Annotated in this window: 19 protein-coding genes; 7 read left to right on the forward strand and 12 right to left on the reverse strand. The window is 58.5% G+C overall.

Annotation, left to right across the window (positions count from 1 at the left end):
* Positions 1 to 21: 21 nt before the first annotated feature.
* From I9182_RS16295 to I9182_RS16325, 7 genes are all read right to left on the reverse strand, one after another.
* Positions 22 to 807, reverse strand: a complete 786-nt coding sequence (locus I9182_RS16295) for an ion transporter (protein ID WP_209506906.1) — start codon at positions 805 to 807, stop codon at positions 22 to 24.
* A 21-nt stretch (positions 808 to 828) separates the two neighbouring features.
* Complete coding sequence (locus tag I9182_RS16300) at positions 829 to 2,058, reverse strand: RsmD family RNA methyltransferase (protein WP_209598977.1); 1,230 nt, start codon at positions 2,056 to 2,058, stop codon at positions 829 to 831.
* Positions 2,059 to 2,097: 39 nt separating this feature from the next.
* Positions 2,098 to 3,930 (reverse strand): ABC transporter ATP-binding protein, encoded by a 1,833-nt coding sequence (locus I9182_RS16305; protein ID WP_209598978.1) that lies wholly within the window; start codon positions 3,928 to 3,930, stop codon positions 2,098 to 2,100.
* Positions 3,927 to 5,765 (reverse strand): ABC transporter ATP-binding protein, encoded by a 1,839-nt coding sequence (locus tag I9182_RS16310; RefSeq protein ID WP_209598979.1) that lies wholly within the window; start codon positions 5,763 to 5,765, stop codon positions 3,927 to 3,929. The genes I9182_RS16305 and I9182_RS16310 overlap by 4 nt, the downstream gene beginning before the upstream one ends.
* 191 nt (positions 5,766 to 5,956) lie before the next feature.
* Complete coding sequence (locus tag I9182_RS16315; RefSeq protein ID WP_209598980.1) at positions 5,957 to 7,111, reverse strand: CCA tRNA nucleotidyltransferase; 1,155 nt, start codon at positions 7,109 to 7,111, stop codon at positions 5,957 to 5,959.
* On the reverse strand, positions 7,108 to 7,704 hold the full coding sequence (locus tag I9182_RS16320) for a CoA pyrophosphatase (RefSeq protein WP_348540406.1): 597 nt from the start codon (positions 7,702 to 7,704) through the stop codon (positions 7,108 to 7,110). Before I9182_RS16320 ends, I9182_RS16315 begins: the two co-directional genes overlap by 4 nt.
* Complete coding sequence (locus tag I9182_RS16325; protein WP_209598982.1) at positions 7,697 to 8,683, reverse strand: Hsp33 family molecular chaperone HslO; 987 nt, start codon at positions 8,681 to 8,683, stop codon at positions 7,697 to 7,699. Before I9182_RS16325 ends, I9182_RS16320 begins: the two co-directional genes overlap by 8 nt.
* A 76-nt stretch (positions 8,684 to 8,759) precedes the next feature.
* Here I9182_RS16325 and I9182_RS16330 point away from each other — a divergent pair, with 76 nt between their 5' ends.
* On the forward strand, positions 8,760 to 9,203 hold the full coding sequence (locus tag I9182_RS16330; RefSeq protein ID WP_209598983.1) for an NUDIX hydrolase: 444 nt from the start codon (positions 8,760 to 8,762) through the stop codon (positions 9,201 to 9,203).
* Here the strand turns inward: I9182_RS16330 and I9182_RS16335 are convergent.
* Positions 9,200 to 10,474: a fused response regulator/phosphatase gene (locus I9182_RS16335; RefSeq protein ID WP_209598984.1), complete on the reverse strand. Its 1,275-nt coding sequence runs from the start codon at positions 10,472 to 10,474 to the stop codon at positions 9,200 to 9,202. The genes I9182_RS16330 and I9182_RS16335 overlap by 4 nt on opposite strands.
* Positions 10,475 to 10,636: 162 nt before the next feature.
* On the opposite strand from I9182_RS16335, the gene I9182_RS16340 reads away from it, so the two are divergent.
* Positions 10,637 to 10,966: an Hpt domain-containing protein gene (locus I9182_RS16340; RefSeq protein WP_209506897.1), complete on the forward strand. Its 330-nt coding sequence runs from the start codon at positions 10,637 to 10,639 to the stop codon at positions 10,964 to 10,966.
* Here I9182_RS16340 and ilvA read toward each other — a convergent pair.
* Both ilvA and I9182_RS16350 read right to left on the reverse strand, forming a co-directional pair.
* Positions 10,963 to 12,189, reverse strand: coding sequence for a threonine ammonia-lyase IlvA (ilvA, locus tag I9182_RS16345; protein WP_209598985.1), 1,227 nt, complete (start codon positions 12,187 to 12,189; stop codon positions 10,963 to 10,965). The genes I9182_RS16340 and ilvA overlap by 4 nt on opposite strands.
* A gap of 58 nt (positions 12,190 to 12,247) precedes the next feature.
* A complete protein-coding gene (locus tag I9182_RS16350) occupies positions 12,248 to 12,952 on the reverse strand; it encodes a hypothetical protein (RefSeq protein ID WP_245222682.1) in 705 nt (234 codons plus the stop codon).
* A gap of 206 nt (positions 12,953 to 13,158) precedes the next feature.
* Between I9182_RS16350 and I9182_RS16355 the strand changes: the two genes are divergently transcribed.
* The 4 genes from I9182_RS16355 (at position 13,159) to msrA (ending at position 16,111) form a co-directional block, all read left to right on the forward strand.
* Entirely contained in the window at positions 13,159 to 14,385 is a 1,227-nt protein-coding gene (locus I9182_RS16355; protein ID WP_209506894.1) for an argininosuccinate synthase, read from the forward strand.
* A gap of 32 nt (positions 14,386 to 14,417) precedes the next feature.
* Positions 14,418 to 14,822, forward strand: coding sequence for a DUF1810 domain-containing protein (locus I9182_RS16360; protein WP_209507009.1), 405 nt, complete (start codon positions 14,418 to 14,420; stop codon positions 14,820 to 14,822).
* Between the two features lie 79 nt (positions 14,823 to 14,901).
* Positions 14,902 to 15,183, forward strand: coding sequence for an SCP2 sterol-binding domain-containing protein (locus tag I9182_RS16365; protein WP_209598987.1), 282 nt, complete (start codon positions 14,902 to 14,904; stop codon positions 15,181 to 15,183).
* 256 nt (positions 15,184 to 15,439) lie between these two features.
* A complete protein-coding gene (msrA, locus tag I9182_RS16370) occupies positions 15,440 to 16,111 on the forward strand; it encodes a peptide-methionine (S)-S-oxide reductase MsrA (protein ID WP_209506892.1) in 672 nt (223 codons plus the stop codon).
* Here the strand turns inward: msrA and I9182_RS16375 are convergent.
* Together I9182_RS16375 and I9182_RS16380 are read right to left on the reverse strand one after the other, a co-directional pair.
* Positions 16,108 to 16,980: a ribokinase gene (locus I9182_RS16375; RefSeq protein ID WP_209598988.1), complete on the reverse strand. Its 873-nt coding sequence runs from the start codon at positions 16,978 to 16,980 to the stop codon at positions 16,108 to 16,110. The two genes, msrA and I9182_RS16375, sit on opposite strands and share 4 nt — an antisense overlap.
* Positions 16,981 to 16,983: 3 nt before the next feature.
* On the reverse strand, positions 16,984 to 19,239 hold the full coding sequence (locus tag I9182_RS16380) for an NADP-dependent malic enzyme (protein ID WP_209598989.1): 2,256 nt from the start codon (positions 19,237 to 19,239) through the stop codon (positions 16,984 to 16,986).
* A gap of 161 nt (positions 19,240 to 19,400) precedes the next feature.
* Between I9182_RS16380 and mutS the strand changes: the two genes are divergently transcribed.
* The gene (gene mutS, locus I9182_RS16385; RefSeq protein ID WP_209599021.1) at positions 19,401 to 22,016 is read left to right on the forward strand and encodes a DNA mismatch repair protein MutS; all 2,616 of its coding nucleotides are present in this window, start codon (positions 19,401 to 19,403) and stop codon (positions 22,014 to 22,016) included.
* Positions 22,017 to 22,041 lie beyond the last annotated feature (25 nt).

Below are 22,041 nucleotides of genomic sequence, written 5' to 3' on the forward strand. Positions count from 1 at the left end.
CAAAAAATGCGAAAACTGAAATCACTTTTTGATGTTTGAGTTTTCGGTCAGATGTCGTTCGATGCTTTCCAGCCGTTCCAGAACCTCATCACGATACGCGTCTGTTTTGACCTCATCCTCGGCATGATGCGCGTCCTGCATGGAATTTACGATCAGGCCCACCAACAGGTTCACCACCGCAAAGGTGGTGACCATGATGAAGGGGACGAAGAACAGCCAGGCATAGGGATAAACCTCCATCACCGGGCGGACGATCCCCATCGACCAGCTTTCCAGCGTCATGATCTGAAACAGTGTATAGGCTGACCGGCCAAGATCGCCGAACCAATCCGGGAAGGTTGCCGAGAACAGCTTGGTCGAGATCACTGCCCCGATATAGAACAGAATTGCCATCAGCAGGAACACACTGGCCATACCCGGCAGGGCCGAGATGAACCCTTCGACCACCCGGCGCAGTCTTGGCGCAACGGAAATCACGCGCAATACCCGCAGGATTCGCAGGGCCCGCAGAACGGACAAGCCTCCGGCGCTGGGAACAAGCGCAATGCCGACGATCAGGAAATCGAAGTTGTTCCAGCCGTTTGTGAAAAACCTGCGTCCGGTCGCGGTCAGCTTCATGGTGATTTCCGCCACAAAGATCGCAAGGCACAGCTTGTCCAGCATCACGATCAGCGGCCCGGCTGCTTCCATCAGCGTCGGCGACGTCTCCATCCCCAAAAGCACTGCGTTAAAGATGATGACAGCCGTTATGAATTGCCCGAACACGGGCGCTTCGATGATGTTCAGCAAACGCTGTCTGAAACCCATGGGTCGCTTTCTCCTGTTTGATCAAGATGCGGCGTTCAGGGTAAACCGCGCAGCAAGTTCCGTATGTGACGACCATCGAAACTGGTCAACGACCTGCACCCATTCAAGGGTGTAGCCTGCGTTAACCAGTATTTTTGCATCGCGCGCGAAGGTGACGGGGTTGCACGAGACATAGGCAATCACCGGGCGTCTGGCCTGTGCCAGCTCGGCCACCTGTGCTTCGGCACCGGCGCGGGGCGGGTCCAGAACGATTGCGTCAAACGATTTCAGTTCATCCGGCATCAATGGACGACGGAACAGGTCGCGGGCCTCGGTCGTCACGCGTTTCAGACCTTGCGCCCTGCGCCAGCCCTGATCCAGTGCCTGCACCATGTCTGCTGCACCTTCGACCGCGTGAACCTCGGCTTTTTCTGCCAGAGGCAATGAGAATGTGCCGCTGCCCGCAAACAGGTCAACAATTCGTTTCGCACCCCGTGTTGCCTCGGAAACGGCCCGTAATAGAGCCTGTTCTCCGTCCTTGGTCGCCTGAAGGAAGGCACCGGGTGGTGGCGTGGCGGCGGCGGCCCCAAAGCGCTGAACCGGAGCGTGGCGCATGGCGATCACTTCACCATCCCAGCTGAGCCGCGCCAGACCGTGATTTTCGGTCGCTTGCGCGAGTGCCAGTTCCAGCGGCCCATCCAAGGGCTTGCCGCCCTTGACGGAGACATCCATCCCGCCCTCGGACAGGGTGAGCGTGACGGCCAAGACGCCCTTGCGGCTGCCGCCCAGAACCGCCAGCGCCTCGGCCACGGGAATTGCGGCGATCAGGGCCGGGTCGAGCAAACGGCAATCCGGGATTTCGGTGATCGCGTCCGATGCACGTCCATGGAACCCGGCCAATGTGCCTTTCTTGGTCCGCCTGACGGCAATCGTGGCGCGTCGGCGTGAGTGTTCGGAAGATGTGTGTATCGGACGCATCGGCGCCTCAACCCCCTGCGCGGACAGGGCGTTGCGGACAATGCTCAGCTTCCAGTCGGCGACAAACGCGTCGGAGGCGTGTTGCAGCTGACAGCCACCGCAGGCTTTGTAATGGCGGCACGGGGCTTTCACCCGGACATCAGACGGTACTTCGACGCGGATATCGGTCAGCACCTGATCAACAAGGGTGCCGCTGACAACCTCACCCGGAAGGGTGCGCGGAGCGTAAACGGGCCCATCAGCGATGCCGTCGCCCTGATGGCCAAGCCGGGTGATTGTGTATTTCTGCGTCATGAGGGGCCTGATAGCCGGGCTTTGGGTTCAACAAAACCCTTATTCGGCAGCTTCCGCCTGAATGAAACCACCAGATTGCCGATGCCAGAACCGGGCATAAAGCCCGCCCTGATCCAAAAGATCCTCGTGCGTTCCGGTTTCCACGATTTGCCCCTGATCCAGAACGATGATCCGGTCCATCTCGCTGAGCGTCGACAATCTGTGGGCGATGGCCAGAACGGTTTTGCCCTGCATCACCCGATGAAGCGCCGATTGAATCGACGCCTCGACCTCGGAATCAAGGGCCGAGGTTGCTTCGTCCAGAACCAGAATGGGCGCATCCTTGAGAATGGCGCGAGCCAGGGCGATCCGTTGCCTTTGGCCGCCGCTGAGCTTTACGCCGCGCTCGCCCAAATGAGCGTCATAGCCGGTGCGGCCCTGGGCGTCCTTGAGGCTCAGGATGAAGTCATGCGCTTCGGCCTTGATTGCTGCTTCGATCAACTCGGCCTCGGACGCGTCCGGGCGACCATAGAGGATGTTTTCGCGGGCGGACCGGTTGAACATCGCCGTTTCCTGCGTGACCATGCCGATCTGGCGGCGCAAACTGTCCTGCGTGACCTGCGACACGTCCTGCCCGTCGATGCAAATAGCACCGTTTTCCCTGTCATAGAGCCGAAGAAGCAGCGAAACGAGCGTTGATTTGCCCGCCCCTGAGGCACCGACAATTCCCAGCTTCTCGCCCGGTTGCACGGTAAGCGTCAGGTCCGTAACACCGCCCACATCCCGGCCGTATGCAAAACTGACATCTTCGAACGTGATGGACCCTTCGGTCACATCAAGATCCTTCGCGCTGCGCGCATCTTCGACCCTGTCCCGTTTGGCCAGCGTCTTCATCCCGTTTTCAATCTCGCCCACATTGGCGTAGAGGCCCATCAGAGTGAAGCTGACCCATCCGGTCATCTGCGAAATCCGGACCGACACCGCTCCAGCGGCAACGATGTCACCGGCGGTCGCCGTTCCGAACTGCCATAACCACAGCGTCGCCCCCAGCAGAAGAACAGGCAGAATACCGGCAAGCGCCATCAGGACGAACCGGAAACTGGCCGACAGTTTGCCGAATGCCAGCGATTTCTTCCGCAACTCGACCATTGAATGCCGCGCGGCCTGATCTTCGAAATCCGAGTGTGCAAATAGCTTGACGGTTTTGATGTTGGTGATCGTGTCGACCACCTGCCCGGAAACCATCGCCCGCGCGCCCGCACGTGCGGCCGAGCGCATACGAATACGCGGCAGGTACCAGCGCACAAGCAGGAAATAGACCACCAGCCAGGCCGCAAAAGGCAGCATCACCAAAGGATGAATAGACCCTAACAAAAGCAAAGATCCCACCAGCGACGCCAATGCAAACACTATCGCACTGATCGTTTCGGACACGACCGAGGCCATGGCGTTCGACGTCTGCATCTGTTTCTGAGCAATGCGCCCGGCGAAATCATCGTCGAAATAAGTGACAGACTGGCCCAGCGTCCAGCGGTTCAGCTTGGCCAGCACCAAAGGCGTGATGTTGGGCATCACGATATAGTTGTTGGAAATCGAAGACAGCCCAAACAGGATCGGGCGCAGCAACATGAAAAACACCACCGCCCCAAAGATCATCCACATATTCCCGGCGGTCATGAAGTGCTCGGGCCCGCTGGATGTTGCCACATCGATCACACGCCCCAGAATCCACGCTGTTCCAGCCTCCATCGCGCCAGCCAGCGCCGAAAAGAACGCAGCGACAAACAGCATGGGCCAGGCGCCCGAAAGGCTCCAGCGAATGAACGCCCCCAATGTCTGCGGCGGGGGTGTTTCAGTGGTCCTGAACGGATAGATGAGATCGGCAATCTTCATTCAGCGGCCTCCGGGTTCATGAAGCCGCCAGATTGCCGCGCCCAGAACTGCGCGTAAAGGCCACCCTGTGCCAGAAGATCAGAATGCGCGCCCTCTTCGACGATGCGGCCACCATCCATCACCAGAATGCGGTCCATCTGCGCAATGGTGCTGAGCCGGTGCGCGATGGCAATCACGGTCTTGCCCTGCATCATTCCGTAGAGCGTTTCCTGAATTGACGCTTCGACCTCGGAATCCAGCGCCGATGTCGCCTCGTCCAGCAAAAGGATTGGTGCGTCCTTCAGGATTACGCGGGCCAGCGTTACCCGCTGCCGCTGACCACCGGACAGCTTTACGCCCCGCTCACCCACATGCGCGTCGTACCCGGTGCGCCCCTGCGGGTCTTGCAGGTCAAGGATGAATGCATGCGCTTCGGCCTGTTTGGCTGCGGCAATCATCTGCGCCTCGGTCGCATCCGGGCGACCGTAAAGGATGTTGTCACGTACAGACCGGTGCAGCAGCGCACTGTCTTGCTGGACCATGCCGATATGGCTGCGCAGGCTGTCCTGCGTGACACCCGCAATGTTCTGATCATCGATCAGAATGGCACCGCGTTCGACGTCATAAAACCGCAAAAGCAGCTTTACCAGGGTCGATTTCCCAGCACCCGACCGCCCAATGAGACCGACCTTTTCACCGGGCTGAATGGTCAGGTTGATGTGGTCAAGCCCACCAGCCTCGCGCCCGTAATGGTGCGAGAGATCCCGGATCTGAATTTCTCCTCTGGTCAACCGCAGGGGTTTGGCTTCGCGTTCGTCAAGCAGGTCGATGGGTTGCGCGATGGTCTCCATCCCCTCGGCCACGATACCAAGCTGGCGGAAGAAGCTGGTCAGCGCCCACATGATCCATCCGGTCATGGCGTTCAGGCGCAGGGTCAGTGCGGTTGCTGCCGCGACGACACCAACCGAAGCGAAACCCTGCATCCACAAGGCAATTGCCCAGCCCACGACACCCACGATCAGCACCCCGTTCAGGGTGACCAGAACCGCATCCATGATGGTGAAGATCCGCATCTCGATCTGGAATGTCCGGCGGGTTTCCTCGATCGCTTCGCGGGCATAGTCCAGCTCTTGCGGGCCGTGCGCGAACATCTTGACGGAATGAATGTTTGTGTAGCTGTCCACGACGCGGCCGGTAACGGTTGACCGCGCATCGGATGCCGCCTTGGACGCCGGCCCGACACGGTGAACCGTCCAGCGCACCAGCGTCGCGTAGAACGCAAACCAGATCAGCAGCGGGATCAGCAGGCGCGCATCCGCCGCATAAAGCAGGATTGCCGCCCCGATCAGGTAGGCCAGTGAAAAGGAAATCGCATCAAAGACCTGAAAGATCACCTCACCCGCCGCGGGCGGTGTCTGCATGATCCGGTTCGCAATCCGTCCGGCAAAATCATTCTCGAACCAGCCAACCGACTGACGCAGTACGTGCTTATGGGCGCGCCAGCGGATCAGAGTGCCAAAGTTCGGCAGAATCGTGTTGTTCAGGATCAGTACGTCGACCAGATGCAACAAAGGGCGCAGAAACAGGACGAAGGCCGCGATCAACAGCAGCTCGGTCCCGTGGTTCTGCCACACCTCGGTCGGGGTGCCACCCAACAGGTCGACGACGCGACCCATATAATAGATCAACCCGATCTCGACACTAGCGACGATGATGGAAATCAACGCAGCCCAGACAAAGACCCGGTAGAACGGGCGCGAATAGTCCAGCAGGAACGGCCACAGCCGGGTCGGCGGCGTGTCGGCCTCATGATAGGCGACAAAAGGGTCAACAAGGTTTTCGAAATAGCGAAACATGGAGTGTGCTCCGATTGAGCAAAGAAAAAGACGTGCGAAGACAGATGGCGCCTGAACACCACCCTTTACGGGGCAAGTATCCCGGCTTTAGCCGAACCAGATCCCGTAATACATTCGCATTCCTCCATCCATGTGACGGGCGCACCTAACCACAATGGGCCAAAGTTGTCATCCCCTTTTGAGACTAAACATCAGCTTGCAAGCAAGTCTTCACGTGACAGCGCAAAACCCGACGCGATCCAGCGGCTTTCAAGCTCGGCCAGCTTTTGGCCCAGCGCCGGGCCGGTGAACCCGGGGATCAGGTCCCTGGCCTGTATCGGGAAACGCGCGGCTGCACCTGCGTGCAAGTCCTGTCTGAAGCTTTCGGACCAGGGCTGTTCAAAAAAAGCGCACCGCAAAAGGGTTTTGTTCAAACCGCCTTCGTCACCATACCGATAGCCCAGTTCAGCCACGCTGGTGGTTGACTGCGCTTCGCTCCGCATTCCGGTCAGGCGTTGCAGTTGCGAACGGCTCAGGCGCAGGGTTGCGGCGTCATCGGGTGTCGCGATTGCCGCCAGACGGCGCAGGGGGTTCGACTCGGCACCTGCCGCATGTTCCAAAGCGATCAGAGGTGCCAGTGACCGGTCATCCGCGCCCGGCAGCAATTGCGCTAATACGCCTGTGCTGCGCATCGTCGCAATAGCCGGGGCCGGATCGGGTGCGCCCAGCAGTTTCAGCAGTTCGGCCCCGACGCGTTCCCGCGACAACAAGGCCAGCCCTTCCAAATTGGCTCCAATGGCAGCCAGCGCGTCCGGGTCGAAACCGGCATCCGGGTCGCCATACCATGCGTGAAACCGGAAATAGCGCAGTGACCGCAGATAGTCTTCGCGAATGCGGTCCTCGGCCTCGCCGATGAACCGCACGCGCCGGGCCTGAAGGTCGGGAAGCCCGCCAAGCGGGTCTAACACGGTGCCATCTGGCAGCGCATAAAGCGCATTCATGGTAAAGTCGCGCCGCGCGGCATCTTCTTCGACGTGATCGGAAAAGGCGATAACGGCGCGGCGTCCGTCAGTTTCGACGTCACGCCGGAAAGTGGTGATCTCGTGCGGGATACCGGCGCTGACCACTGTAATCGTGCCATGGTCGATACCGGTAGGGATGGCCTTGAGGCCCGCAGCCTGCGCCATATCGACAACCTGTTCAGGCCGGGCGTCAGTGGCAATGTCGATATCCGACACCGGCGCGCCCAGCAGCGCATTGCGCACGCACCCGCCCACAAAAAGCGCCTGCGCCCCGGATGAGGTCAGGGCGGCGCATACCTTTTGGGTCGCCGGTTCGCTGACCCAAAGTTCCTCAATCTGCATCATTCATCCACCCGTGCTGCAAGCCCGCGCAATATGCGGGCCGTCGCGCCCCATATGTAATAAGGGCCGAACGGAACTGTGTAATATCTGCGTTTCTGGCCGCGCCAGAGGCGCGATTCAACCAGATAATTCTTGGGATTCAAAAGATGCGCAAGGGGGGTCGAAAAGACTTCGTCGACTTCGCCGGGTTCCGGAACAGGTTGAAATCCCTTTCGAAGAACGGCCACCACGGGTGTGACCGTGAAAGATGTGACTGTTTCATGCGTCGGCAGGTAACCCAGAATTTCGGGAAGGTCCGCAGGAAGGCCGATTTCTTCCTGTGCTTCGCGCAGGGCCGTTGCCGTGACATCCGCATCCTCTTCGTCCTGTTTGCCGCCTGGAAACGCGATCTGACCCGGATGGTGTTTGAGGGCCGAGGACCGTTTCGTCAGGATCACCCGAGGGGTTTCATCCGCAAGCGAGATTGCAACCAGGACCCCCGCCGGGCGCAGGCGGCGCCCGGGCGGCAGGACGGTATCCGGGTTCAGGTCAAAATCGCTGGACCCGTGACCGGGACGGCACAGGGCCGTCCGGATCTGTTCAATCGGGTCAAGCACCCTTTCGGTCTTCGGCTTCAAAGCCAACCGTTGACGGATCAAGCACATAATGTGCGCCGCAGAATTGGCAATCTGCGGTGACCTGACCTTCAGGCGTCGTCATCTTTTCGAGGTCTTTTGCCGAATAGATCGACAGGCTCTGCCGCACCCGGTCTTCGGAGCAGGTGCAACCAAACTGCACGGACTGCGCATCATAGACCCGTGGCTGTTCTTCGTGGAACAGCCGGACCAGCAAATCAGTCGGCGCAATCGAGGGACCAATCAGCTCAAGATCCTCGACCGTGTCCAGCAGGATATTGACCCGACCCCAATTCTCGCCCTCTTCACCGTCGACCAGATCGCTGGCAGTCAGAATCTCGCCACTGCCTTCCCCCGAGGCGGCAAATGGCGAGGCTTTGGGCATATGCTGCAACATGATGCCGCCGGCACGCCAGTGTTCATCCACGCCGGGCTCGGTCGATTTGCCAAAGCTCAGCGAGAACCGGGTTGGCAGCTGCTCAGACTGTGCAAAATAGGCCTCGGCGCAGGCGCTGAGAGAGGCCCCGGTCAGTGGAGTGATGCCCTGATATGGCTGTGTGCCTTCGCCCTGATCTATCATGATGGCAAAATAGCCCTCGCCCACCTGATCGAAGGGTGTCGCATCTGTCAGCCGGTCACGGTCAAAGCTGGCATAGGCCCGGATCTGCGCCGGCTGGCCTTCGGCCTTGGGTGCGTAATAGTCGGTCGCAATCATGCGCACAGGCCCCTTGGATTGCACCTGCAACGACAGTTTCCAGCGCAGCGCAACCGTCTGCCCGATCAATGCGGTCAGCAGGGCCATCTCGGCCACCAGCGCCTCGACCTGTTCGGGGTAGTCATGCTGCTTGAGGATGCCATCCAGCACACCATCCAGACGAGCCACACGGCCACGCATATCCGATACATCGAGTTGAAAGGGCAGGACGGTATCGTCCCACGCGATTTTCGTTCCAAGAGACATGGGGTTTCCTTACGCGCCACAGGTTGGCATACCGGCACCATATAGGTCGAACAGATTGGGTTGTAAGGGGCCATACATGATCAGGCGGTTCGGTGAAACCCCAGAGCCGGGGCGGAAATACACGCGACGTGTCGGTGTGTACGCACTTTTGCCCCGCAGAAGTCACCTTTTGCTGACCTGCCAGACCGAGCCAGGACCCGACCTGCAATTGCCCGGCGGAGGTATTGATCCGGGCGAATCACCAATTACCGCCCTGCACCGCGAAGTCTTTGAAGAGACCGGGTGGCTTATTGCGGCCCCCCGACGGATCGGCGCCTTTCGGCGCTTCACCTTTATGCCGGAATATGACCTGTGGGCCGAGAAGGTCTGCCTGATCTATCGCGCCCGCCCCGTGCGCCGCATAGGCCCGCCGACCGAAGCGTTTCACGAAGCGCTGTGGATGGAAACCGCCGACGCTGTCGGTTTGCTGGGAAATGGCGGTGACCGGTACTTTGCCGAAATACACCTCGGCTCGCTTTAAGGTCCGTTATACTCAAAAAAGACGGCCGAGACATCATCCCCGATACCGTCTTTGGGTGACATCACTTGCGTCAAACGCCAGAACATATCGTCCAGAAACTCTGACCCGCCCCTTTCCGACATGCTCTGTTGCGCCATCTGACGCAAACCGTCTTCTTCCAGCAAACCGCCACCAGCCAGTTGGCATTCGGTAAACCCGTCCGAGTACAGCAGCAGCTTGTCGCCGTGCTGCATCTGCGTCTCGATTTGTTGAAAGCGCGCATCTTCGATCAATCCTATGGGCAAGCCTCCGTCACCAAGAAACTCGGCGCGGCCATCCTGCCGCAGCAGCAGCGGGTGCGGATGCCCGGCCTGCACCATTTTCAGATGCCCGTTGCGTAGGTCGACGATGGCGTAGATCATCGTAAAATACTCTTCGATACCTTCATCGGCCATCAGCCGGGAATTGAGCGTTTCAGCCACATGTTTCGGTGGCAGAAGTGCGTAAAACTTGTCGAACCTCTGATCCATCGCGACGTTCTGATCGAAATGCTTGCTGGACAGATACCCCCCCAATCGCGCCGTCATCATGGCCGAGGTGATCCCATGCCCGGATACGTCGATGCTGTAGAACCCAAGCCGGTTCACCCCGGGCGAGAACATCCCCACCAGATCACCGCCGATATGACCACAAGGTTTCAGCAACAGACTGACCCGCGATTTGCCGAATGTCCGGGTCAGTTCGGGAACCAGCGATTCCTGAATTTTCCGCGCCTGCATCAGGTCCTTGTCGATCGCGTCATGCGCAAGCCTGAGTTCCTCGAGCGCGGATTCGATCAGGCGGTTCTTCTGTGAGAGCTCGCGCTGCATGTCCAGAATGCGCGCACCAGCTGAAATCCGGGCGCGCAGTTCGTCCGCCTCAAGCGGCTTGATCAGAAAATCGTCGGCCCCGGCATCCAGACCGCGCGCCACCTCCTGCTTTTCGCTTTTGGATGTCAGAAGGATGAAATAGCTGTATTGATCCGTTTCCAAAGCCCGAAAGGCACAGCAGAATTCAAGCCCGCTCATCCCCGGCATGACCCAGTCGCTCAGCACAAGATCGGGCGGATTATCGACGCAAAGCGCCAAAGCGGCATGGCCTGTATCGGCCTCGATCACCTCGAACCCCCATTTCCTGAGCGAGGCCACCAGAATGCGCCGTTGCAGGCGGCTGTCATCCACGACCAGCACCGTGCGGATCGCGCCGAAATCCAGATCAGGTCTGGTTTCCTCAAGACTCGCCCCCGGCACCATTTACCCTTTTCTCTGATGAGTTTCGTCACATTTGACGACCCTATCGCCGACAGATTTAACATCCGGTGAAGAGTGGCAATTGCCAAAGAGTGGCCCCGTTAACCTGCTTTTTACCGGGCGCGTCTATTCAGAACCATGACCTTTTATTAGCTGGTGTACATCATGATCCACTGGGCCAGAGTCAGACAATTGCGGGATGAAGTCGGCCCCGAGGAATTCGATGAGGTGGTCGAGATATTTCTGGAAGAAGTGCAGGACGTGATCACCCGCCTGCGCCGCGACACCAACCGGGCCGAGTTGGAGCAGAACCTGCATTTCCTGAAAGGCAGCGCATTGAGCCTGGGGTTCGATCAATTCTCGAAACTCTGCCAGGATGGGGAACGGCAGGCCGCAGCAGGGCAAGGGGCCGAGGTTGATCTGCCAGCGCTTTTGGCCGCTTTCGACAGCTCGAAAACCATGTTTGAAGCCGAGCTGAATGAGAACCTGAACTAGATCACGAACTGTGCCAGCGTCTCGTCCTCGGTGATGTCGGTATAGGTGAACCCGGCGTCGTCCAGATGGGCAAACAGGCGCATGAAGTTTTCGGGCTTGCGGGTTTCGATCCCGATCAGAACCGAGCCGAAATTGCGCGCCGATTTCTTCATGTATTCGAACCGCGCGATATCATCCTCGGGGCCGAGAATATTCAGGAATTCCTTCAGGGCGCCGGGTCGCTGCGGCAGGCGCAGGATGAAGTACTTTTTCACACCGGAATACCGCTGCGCACGTTCCTTGACCTCGGGCAGGCGTTCGAAATCGAAATTGCCGCCGGATGTCAGGCAGACCACGGTCTTTCCACGAACAAAGCTTTGGATATCGCCGACTGCCTCGATCGCCAGCGCCCCCGCAGGTTCCAGCACGATGCCTTCGACATTCAGCATCTCGATCATGGTGGTGCAGATACGATCCTCGGACAGGACCAGAACGTCCGACAGGTGACGTGATTTCAACAACTCGAACGGCTTTTCACCGATCCGCCCGACAGCCGCGCCATCGACAAAGGTATCCACATGGTCCAGCGAAACAGGGTGTCCTGCCGCCAGAGCTGCGCGCAGACAGGCCCCTCCGGCCGGCTCGACGAACAGGCAATGGGTGCGGTCCCCGAACCATGTGGCCACGCCGGCGGACATTCCACCTCCGCCAACGGGAAGCACAACGTGATCGGGCGCACCGCCCATCTGCCTTTCGATTTCAACCGCCAGCGAGGCCTGTCCTTCGATCACATCGGCATCGTCAAAAGGCGACAGGAAATACCCGCCCTGCTGTACACACCACGCCTGAGCGGCGGCGAGCGTGTCATCGAAATAGTCACCGATCAAATGAATCTCGACGTTATCCCCGCCAAAGATCCGCGTTTTCTGGATCTTCTGCTGAGGCGTCGTGACCGGCATGAAGATCACGCCTTTGACCCCCATATGCTGGCACATATAGGCCACGCCCTGCGCGTGATTGCCCGCGCTGGCACAGACGAACAGGTCCTGCCCCTGCTGCTTGCGCATTGCGTTGAACGCACCGCGAATCTTGTAGGAGCGCACCGGGCTCAGGTCTTCGCGCTTGAGCCAGATATCCGCCCCATAACGGTCGGACAGGTGGACATTGCGCTGCAACGGAGTTGCCGGGAAGACAGAGCGCATCGCCTTTTCGGCGGCGCGGGCGCGGGTCATGAAGTCGGTCATGACCGCTTCCCTGCCCCATCAGCGTGATAAGGGCAAGGAATACATATGTGTACGTCGGTTAGGAGAGTTGGCGTTTTTCGATAAAGACGCCGTACATCGTGGTCAGGATGCTGACGTTGATCAGTGGAACGATCAGCATACTTGCGAAGAATACGATCAAGGCACCGATGATCGGGACGAATAGAAGCAGCGATGCCAACAGTTGCAGCGCTATCTGAAACAGCAACGATACAACCAACAGAACAATAATCGCCCCGTTTGCGCCCGATGTTGCCTTCCAGGCTTCAGCAATGTTCAGCGGTCTTCCAATAGCTGCACCCGGCAGGATCGGCGTCAATCGATAGAAAACGGTAGCAAGAAGCAAAACCATTGCAGCCCAAACCACGAAACTGACCAGTGCCGAAACCTGAGACAACACACCAATGACGAGTCCAGCGGGAATAAGCGCAACCACCAGCAACACGATCAGCATCAAGAGGTGACCGAAATACGACAAAATGCGATCAACTCTAAGCGGTGGGATAATTCCGGACGGGTATTCTTCAAGCAGTACGAACCGGTGCCACGACACAACGATCCAAAGCATGACGCCGAACATGCATATCAATGCCGAAATGAGAAAACCCAATATTGCACCGACCGACGCTGCATCTGATGCTCCGTTTGGTTCGGTGGAGATGTCTTCGAAAGAAATGTCAAAAACAAGGACTAATCCGATCAGGATAACGCCGCCAATGAAGGCAGGCACGACGGAAATCTGCAATGCCTGTTTCAAATTCCTCAGAACCATCTTCACCGAATGTACAAAAATTTCGAATCCCAACATCGAAAAAACTGCCCTTTCAACCAATCCTTGTTCTCTTTCCCTCCGTTTCACCCCATTTCCCGGCCTTCGTCAACGCGCACCAACTTGCCCCCGCGTCCAAAACCCGCTAGGGGCCAATCGTCTTACGCATAAGGGGAAGTCAGATGTCCGCGCCCAAGAAAGTTGTTCTGGCCTATTCTGGTGGCCTTGATACCTCGATCATTCTGAAATGGCTGCAGACCGAGTATGGTTGTGAGGTCGTGACCTTCACCGCCGATCTGGGTCAGGGCGAAGAGCTGGAGCCTGCGCGCCAAAAGGCCGAGCTGCTGGGGATCAAGCCCGAAAATATCTATATCGAAGACATCCGCGAGGAATTTGTCCGCGATTTCGTCTTCCCGATGTTCCGCGCCAACGCGCAGTACGAAGGCCTGTACCTGCTGGGCACGTCTATCGCGCGGCCACTGATCTCGAAACGCTTGATTGAGATCGCTGCTGAAACCGGTGCTGATGCTGTCGCCCATGGTGCAACCGGTAAGGGCAACGATCAGGTGCGGTTCGAACTGGCGGCCTATGCGCTGAACCCCGATATCAAGGTGATCGCCCCTTGGCGCGAGTGGGATCTGACCAGCCGTACCAAGCTGCTTGAATTCGCCGAGCAGAACCAGATTCCGATTGCCAAGGACAAGCGTGGTGAGGCGCCGTTCTCGGTTGATGCCAACCTGCTGCATACCTCGTCCGAGGGCAAGGTTCTGGAAGACCCCGCCGATATGGCGCCCGACTATGTCTATCAGCGCACCGTCCACCCCGAAGACGCCCCGAATGAGCCTGAGTTCATCGAGATCGGCTTTGAAAAAGGCGACGCGGTCAGCATTAACGGTGAGGCGATGAGCCCGGCCACGATTCTGACCAAGCTGAACGAATATGGCGGCAAGCACGGTATTGGCCGTCTGGACCTGGTCGAAGGCCGGTTCGTAGGCATGAAGTCGCGCGGTATCTATGAGACACCCGGTGGCACCATCCTGCTGGAAGCGCATCGTGGCATTGAATCCATCACCATGGACCGCGGCGCGATGCACCTGAAAGACCAGCTGATGCCGCAATATGCGGAACTCATCTATAACGGTTTCTGGTACAGCCCCGAGCGCGAGATGCTGCAAGCCGCCATCGACAGATCGCAAGAGCATGTCACTGGCACCGTTCGTGTGAAACTGTACAAAGGTCTGGCCTCGACCGTGGGCCGCTGGTCGGATCATTCGCTGTACTCTGAGGCACATGTGACCTTCGAAGAGGATGCAGGTGCGTACGATCAGAAAGATGCGGCAGGCTTTATCCAGCTGAATGCGTTGCGTCTGAAACTGCTGGCTGCTCGGAACAAGCGCCTGTCCAAGTGATCGACGAAGACGATACCGACGACGAGCTCGATATGTTCATCGAGGCGCAGGACACGGTTTGGGCCGATGTCCTGCGCGAACTTGAACAGGGGCAGAAATCCAGCCACTGGATGTGGTTCGTGTTTCCGCAACTGGCCGCGCTGGGCCAGTCCCATATGGCGCAGCTTTACGGCATTGAAGATCTGGACGAGGCGACACGCTATCTGAACCACCCGGAACTGCGCGATCGGCTTAGGCAGACGGCCTCGTTGATGTTGCTGCACACAGGGCGCGATGCCCGCGACATTCTGGGTGGGATTGACGCAAAAAAGCTGCGATCTTCGATGACATTGTTTTCGTCTGTGGCAGATGCTCCGCCCGAGTTTCGTGCTGTTCTGGATGCCTTTTATGGCGGAAAGCCTTGTGACCGGACGGTTCAGATCCTCGGCGCATCGTGATCAGAAGTTCCAGTTGGGTCAGCCTTGCCTGTTCGACACCTGACGCATTACGCATTCGGAAACCGTGAAAGGACCCCGAATGCTTCAGGACATCGCCGATGGAATTCAAAAAGGGCTGAGCGGCAAAAGCTTTGATGGCTCGCTCAAATTCGATTGCGGCGCGGACGGTGTGATTGTTCTGGCAGAAAACCGGGCAACGACGCAGGATCGGGACACGGATTGCACAATCCGTATTTCGCAGGAGAACCTGACCAAGCTGTTGACCGGAAAGCTGAACCCGATGACCGGCGTTGCTTTGGGCAAGCTCAAGATCTCGGGCAATATGGGTGTTGCGATGAAGCTGGGGCAACTACTGGGTTGAATTTGCCGTAAAGCTGGCTTTTGGTCCGAGGCCAGCCAGACTGGCGGTTCCACCAGTGGTGTACCGCGATTCCGCATCGGGATACCTGTCGCGCATGATCTGGGGCAAATGAACTGTGGTTTCGCCCACCCTTCAAGTGGGCCGTCTACACGTGATCGCAGACGATAAACTCGTCTCACCAGCGCGTGACATTGCATGACAGGCAATTGCAAGGGGGTCGAACCCGCGTCAATCTCACCTAAAAAGGAGACCTGTCATGATGCGGACTGCTTATTTCGAAACCGTCAGACCAGCCCTTCTGTTTACACTGATTGCATTGGCCGCACTGTTGCGCGCACTGCCTGCCCCGGCTGCGGGAACCGAAACGCTGACGGTGGCTGGCGGGTGTTTCTGGTGCGTGGAATCCGATTTCGAATCCGTGCCCGGCGTAATCGGGGCGGTGTCGGGGTACACCGGCGGTACATCTGCGGACCCGACATATGATCAGGTTTCAAAAGGGGGAACCGGACACTACGAGGCGGTTCAGATCACGTTCGATCCGGCGCGCGTCTCTCGCGCGTCACTTCTGAACATGTTTTTCCGCTCGGTTGACCCGACAGATGCAGGTGGCCAGTTCTGCGACCGGGGCGACAGCTATCGAACTGCAATATTCGTCTCTAACAAAGGCGAAAAGGTGTTGGCAGAACAAGCCAAAGTAGACGCGCAGCAAGCGCTGGGGCAGACCATTGTCACCCCGGTTCTAAGCGCAGGACCCTTTTACCCCGCCGAGGCGTATCATCAGGATTATTACAAAGGCAACAAACTGGTCCTTACCCGTTTTGGACCAAAGCGCCAGCACAACGCCTACAAGGCGTATCGCAAAGCCTGTGGTCGTGACGCGCGCGTCAAGCAGCTTTGGGGTGGGGATGCGCCATTTGCAGGCTCCTAGTCAAAGGATGCGTCACGTACTTCTTTCAGATCGGGAATGACATCCGCCGTTCCGTGCCGCATGACCATCAGGGCTGCGGCGCGGTTTGCCTGCAAAATGGCCTGTTCCATTGGCATTCCGCGATCCATGCCTGCCAGCACGTAGCCGGTGAAGGTGTCGCCTGCCCCTGTGGTATCCACCGCCCGCACCTTATGCGCGGGAAACTCGACCGGATCGTTGCCCTGCTGCAAGTACCTCGCGCCTTTTGAGCCGAGGGTAACAATGACATGCCGAACGGGCAGATCAGCGATGCTCAGACCGGTTTCCTGACGCAGTTGCTCGGCCTCCACCTCATTCAGGATCAGGAAATCCAGATAGGGCAGAACGCCCTGCACAGCCTGTGCCTGAAACGGGGCTGCGGCATAACAGACGGTCAAGCCAAGCTTGCGCCCCAGCTGCGCCGCTTCGACCTGGGCATTGGTTTCATTCTGCAAGATCAGCAGATCACCGGTGTTTGCCGAGGCCAGCGCCTGCCCCAGATGGGCGGGTTCCAATGCATGATTGGCCCCGGGATACAGGATAATCAGGTTTTCACCCTCGGCATCCACCGCAATGATGGCGTGGCCCGTGGGAACATCCACCTCAGAGATATGGCGCGTATCCACACCATATTCTGTCAGTCGATCCTTGGCCCAGCGCCCATCGGGCCCCACGGCACCAATATGGCTGACGCGCGATCCCGCACGCGCAGCGGCCACCGACATGTTGGCCCCCTTGCCGCCCAGGAACCGATCCAGCCTACGGGCAGCCAGAGTTTCACCCGGTGCAGGCAGATGCGGCAGGTCATAGACCATATCAGCGTTGATCGAGCCGAGATTCCAGATCGTCATGATTTATCCGATGTCGCAAGAGGCCAGAATGGCCATGTTCAGAATATCGTTCGCGGTCGATACGGTCGAACAGATCTGGATCGGCTTGTCGATGCCTGACAGGATCGGGCCAATCACGGTCGCACCACCCATTTCCTGCATCAGCTTGGTCGAGATTGATGCCGAATGCCGGGCCGGAACAATCAGGATATTCGCCGGACCGGTCAGGCGCGAGAACGGATAGGCCGCTTGCTGTTCGATGTTCAGGGCGACGTCCACCGTCATTTCACCCTCGTATTCAAAGTCGACGCCGCGCCGATCCAGAACAGCCGGGGCACGGTGCATCTTTTCAGCACGTTCTGACACCGGATAGCCAAAGGTTGAGAAGCTGACAAAAGCCACGCGCGGCTCCAGCCCCATATGCCGGGCAACTGCGGCCGAACGCTCGGCAATATTTGCCAGATCGTTTTCGTCGGGCCATTCATGTACCAACGTGTCGCCAATCAGAACAATCCGGCCTTTATGCAGCAAAGCTGTCACACCGGCGGCACCGTTGGCGGCATCGGCATCAAACACATGGTTGATCCGGTCGAGCACATGTGCGGACTTGCGGGTTGCGCCAGTGACCAGACCATCACCGTGCCCATGGGCCAGCATCAGCGAGGAAAACACGTGCCTGTCCCGTGCGGCCAGACGGTGAATATCTTTGCGGTCAAACCCCTTACGTTGCAGGCGCTGATACAGGAAGTTCGAATAGGTTTCGAGATGCGTGGTATTGGCGGCATTCACGACCTCGATTTCACGAACAGCGTCGCCCAGGCCCGTGGCTTCCAGTTTGGTCTTAACATCGTCTGGCCGACCCACCACAAGCGCCTTGCCGAAACCTGACCGCTGATACATGACCGCAGCACGCAATACCCGGGGATCGTCGCCTTCGGCGAAAATCATCCGGCTTTGCGCCTGACGAGCACGGGCGTTCAAACCGCGCAGGATACTGGCGGTCGGGTCCATCCGGGATTTCAGGCTCAGCTCATACGCGTCCATATCGATGATCGGACGGCGCGCGGCACCGGTGTCCATCCCCGCCCTTGCAACGGCCGGTGGGATGCGATGGATCAAACGCGGGTCGAACGGGGTGGGGATGATATAGTCCCGCCCAAAGGTCAGCGATTTGCCATAGGCCATGGCGACCTCATCCGGCACATCCTCGCGCGCCAGATTTGCAAGTGCGTGCGCGCAGGCGATCTTCATCTCATCATTGATGGCGCGGGCATGAATGTCCAACGCACCACGGAACAGGTAGGGGAAGCCCAGAACGTTATTCACCTGGTTTGGGTAATCGCTGCGTCCGGTGGCAACGATCGCATCCACGCGAACCTCGTGCGCTTCTTCCGGAGTGATCTCGGGGTCGGGGTTGGCCATCGCAAAGATGACAGGATTGTCGGCCATGCTGGCAACCATATCCTGCGTCACGGCGCCTTTCACCGAAACACCCAGGAACACATCGGCACCCTTCATCGCGTCTTCCAATGTGCGCAGGTCGGTTGTGATCGCGTGGGCTGATTTCCACTGGTTCATGCCTTCGGTCCGGCCCTGATAGATCACGCCCTTTGTATCGCAGACGATGCAGTTTTCGTGCCGCGCACCCATTGCCTTGAGCAGTTCGATACAGGCAATTCCCGCCGCACCCGCGCCATTCAGAACGATTTTCACGTCCTCGATCTTCTTGCCCGAGATATGCAGCGCGTTGATCAGCCCGGCCGCGCAGATCACAGCCGTACCGTGCTGGTCATCGTGAAAGACGGGGATGTCCATCTCTTCCTTCAGGCGCTGTTCGATGATGAAACACTCGGGCGCCTTGATGTCTTCCAGATTGATGCCACCAAAGGTCGGCCCCATCAGGCGCACCGCGCGGCAGAATTCATCCGGGTCTTCGGTGTCCAGCTCGATATCGATCGAGTTCACGTCGGCAAACCGTTTGAACAGGACCGATTTGCCTTCCATGACCGGTTTCGAGCCCAGCGCGCCAAGGTTACCAAGGCCCAGCACTGCGGTTCCGTTCGAGATTACGGCCACCAGGTTGCCCTTGTTGGTATAGTCATAAGCCGTTTCCGGGTTTTCTGCGATAGCCTCGCAGGGAACGGCCACACCCGGACTGTAGGCCAGCGACAGATCACGCTGCGTTGTCATGGGGACGGTGGCCTGCACCTCCCACTTGCCGGGGGTGGGGTCCAGGTGAAAGGCCAATGCCTCTTCTTTGGTGATCTTCGCTTTGGGCATCTTAAATGTCGGTTCCATGACTTCAGGGCTGACGCCTCATAGCGCAGGAGAACGCCCGCCTCAACGACAATGAGTTTTCGGCTTTTACAGAAGATGCGGGATTTGTAAGGTCACGACCGGAAAACGCCAGAAGGGGGCCGCTTTTGTCCACAGTCACGCCAATGATGGCGCAATACCTCGAAATCAAAGAGGCCCACGCGGATGCCCTGCTGTTTTATCGCATGGGTGATTTCTATGAGATGTTCTTCGAGGATGCCGTCAACGCTGCCGAGGCGTTGGACATCGCCCTGACCAAGCGCGGCAAGCACAATGACGAAGACATCCCGATGTGCGGCGTGCCGGTGCATTCGGCCGAAGGATACCTTCTGACCCTGATTCGCAAGGGTTTTCGCGTTGCGGTCTGCGAACAGATGGAAAGCCCGGCTGAAGCAAAGAAACGAGGCTCTAAATCGGTCGTAAAGCGCGATGTCGTGCGACTGGTCACGCCCGGAACACTGACCGAGGACGCATTGCTTGAGGCGCGCCGGCACAACTTTCTGGCTGCCTATGCCGAGGTCCGGAACGAGGCCGCGCTTGCCTGGGCTGATATTTCGACGGGCGCGTTTCACGTGATGCCCCTGACCTCGGTCCGGCTCAGCCCTGAGCTTGCCCGACTTGCGCCCTCCGAACTGATCGTGGCCGACGGGGTGCAGGAAAAGCTGAACGAAACGCTGCTTGATCTGGGGATTTCACTGACCCCGGTCGGGCGCGCCAGCTTCGACAGCACGGCGGCGGAAAAGCGCATCTGCGGGCTGTTTCACGTGGGCGCCTTGGACGCGTTCGGCAATTTCGGCCGTGCCGAAGTGTCCGCGATGGGCGCGCTGATCGACTATCTGGAGATTACGCAAAAGGGCAAACTGCCCCTGCTGCAAACGCCGCTGAAAGAATTTGAGGATCGGGTCGTTCAGATCGACGCCGCCACACGTCGCAATCTGGAGCTGACCCGCTCGCTGTCCGGCGGGCGCGCAGGGTCGCTTCTTTCTGTCGTAGACCGGACCGTTACCCCCGGTGGCGCGCGATTGCTGGAACAGCGGCTTTCAAGCCCTTCTCGTAATCTGGATGTGATCCATGCCCGGCTTGACGCAGTCAGTTTCGCCGCTGGTTACAACCTGATCGCGTCTGATCTGCGCGAAGCCTTGCGCAAAACCCCGGATCTGGACCGCGCCCTGTCGCGTTTGTCACTCGAGCGCGGCGGACCTCGTGATCTGACAGCCATTCGCAATGGTTTGACACAGGCAGCCACGATTGCCGAAATCTGCGCGGATCAGGATTTGCCGGTGTTGCTGGCAACCGCGCTTCAGAACCTCGTTGGTTTCGATGACTTGCTGACTTTATTGGACGAGGCGCTGGTGGCCGAGCCGCCTCTCCTAACCCGCGACGGAGGCTTTATCGCGCCAGGTTTTGACGCTGAACTGGACGAGGCCCGCACCCTGCGCGACGAAGGTCGCTCGGTCATTGCCGGGTTTCAGCAGAAATACGTCGAACACACCGGCATCACCTCGCTGAAAATCAAGCATAACAACGTGCTGGGCTATTTCATCGAAACCACGGCAACCCATGCTGAAAAGATGCTGAACCAACCCTTTAGCGAAACCTATATCCATCGCCAGACGACAGCCAATCAGGTGCGGTTTACAACCGTCGAACTGTCTGAGATCGAAACCCGTATCCTGAACGCAGGGAATCTAGCGCTGGATATTGAAAAGCGGCTCTATCAAAGGCTTTCTGGCGCGATACTGGACCTTGCTGCCCGATTGAATCAAGCCGCCCGCGGGCTTGCCGAACTGGACCTGTCGACCGCTTTAGCTGATCTTGCACGGGGTGAAAACTGGTGCCATCCAAGGGTTGACGCCTCTCGCGCATTCAATGTGCAGGGCGGTCGACACCCAGTTGTGGAACACGCCCTCCGACAGCAAAGCAGCGATGCGTTCATTTCCAATGATTGCGACCTGAGTGTCCAAGACGGCGCGGCGATATGGTTATTGACCGGTCCGAACATGGCCGGTAAATCAACCTTTCTGCGCCAGAACGCCCTGATTGCACTGCTTGCCCAAATGGGCAGCTACGTTCCGGCCGAAGAGGCGCATATTGGCGTCGTCAGCCAGCTGTTCAGCCGCGTCGGAGCCTCGGACGATCTGGCGCGGGGGCGGTCGACCTTTATGGTCGAGATGGTCGAAACCGCCGCCATTCTGAATCAGGCCGATGACCGTGCATTGGTGATCCTGGACGAAATCGGTCGCGGTACCGCCACCTATGACGGCCTGTCCATCGCCTGGGCCACATTGGAACACCTGCACGCGACCAACAAATGTCGCGCATTGTTTGCCACGCATTATCATGAGCTTACGGCTTTGGCCGGCAAACTCGAAGGTGTCGATAACGCCACCGTAGCGGTCAAAGAGTGGGAAGGCGAAGTCATCTTCCTGCACGAGGTTCACAAGGGCGCAGCTGACCGGTCATATGGGGTGCAGGTTGCGCAACTGGCCGGTTTGCCGGCTTCTGTCGTTGAACGTGCCCGGGTGGTTCTGGAGCAGCTTGAAAAAACCGAACGCGAAGGCGGCAAGCAAAAAGCGCTGATTGACGACCTGCCGCTGTTCTCGGCAGCCGCGCCGCCACCCCCGCCCGCACCAAAAACCTCGCCGGTAACCCAGATGCTTGAGGGTGTCCTGCCCGACGAACTGACCCCGCGTGAGGCGCTGGATCTCATCTACAAACTGAAAGAGGCGGCCAGATCCTGACCGCCCTTCATCTTTTCAAAAATAC

Source organism: Ruegeria sp. HKCCSP351, from assembly GCF_017872535.1.
Taxonomy (GTDB): domain Bacteria; phylum Pseudomonadota; class Alphaproteobacteria; order Rhodobacterales; family Rhodobacteraceae; genus Ruegeria.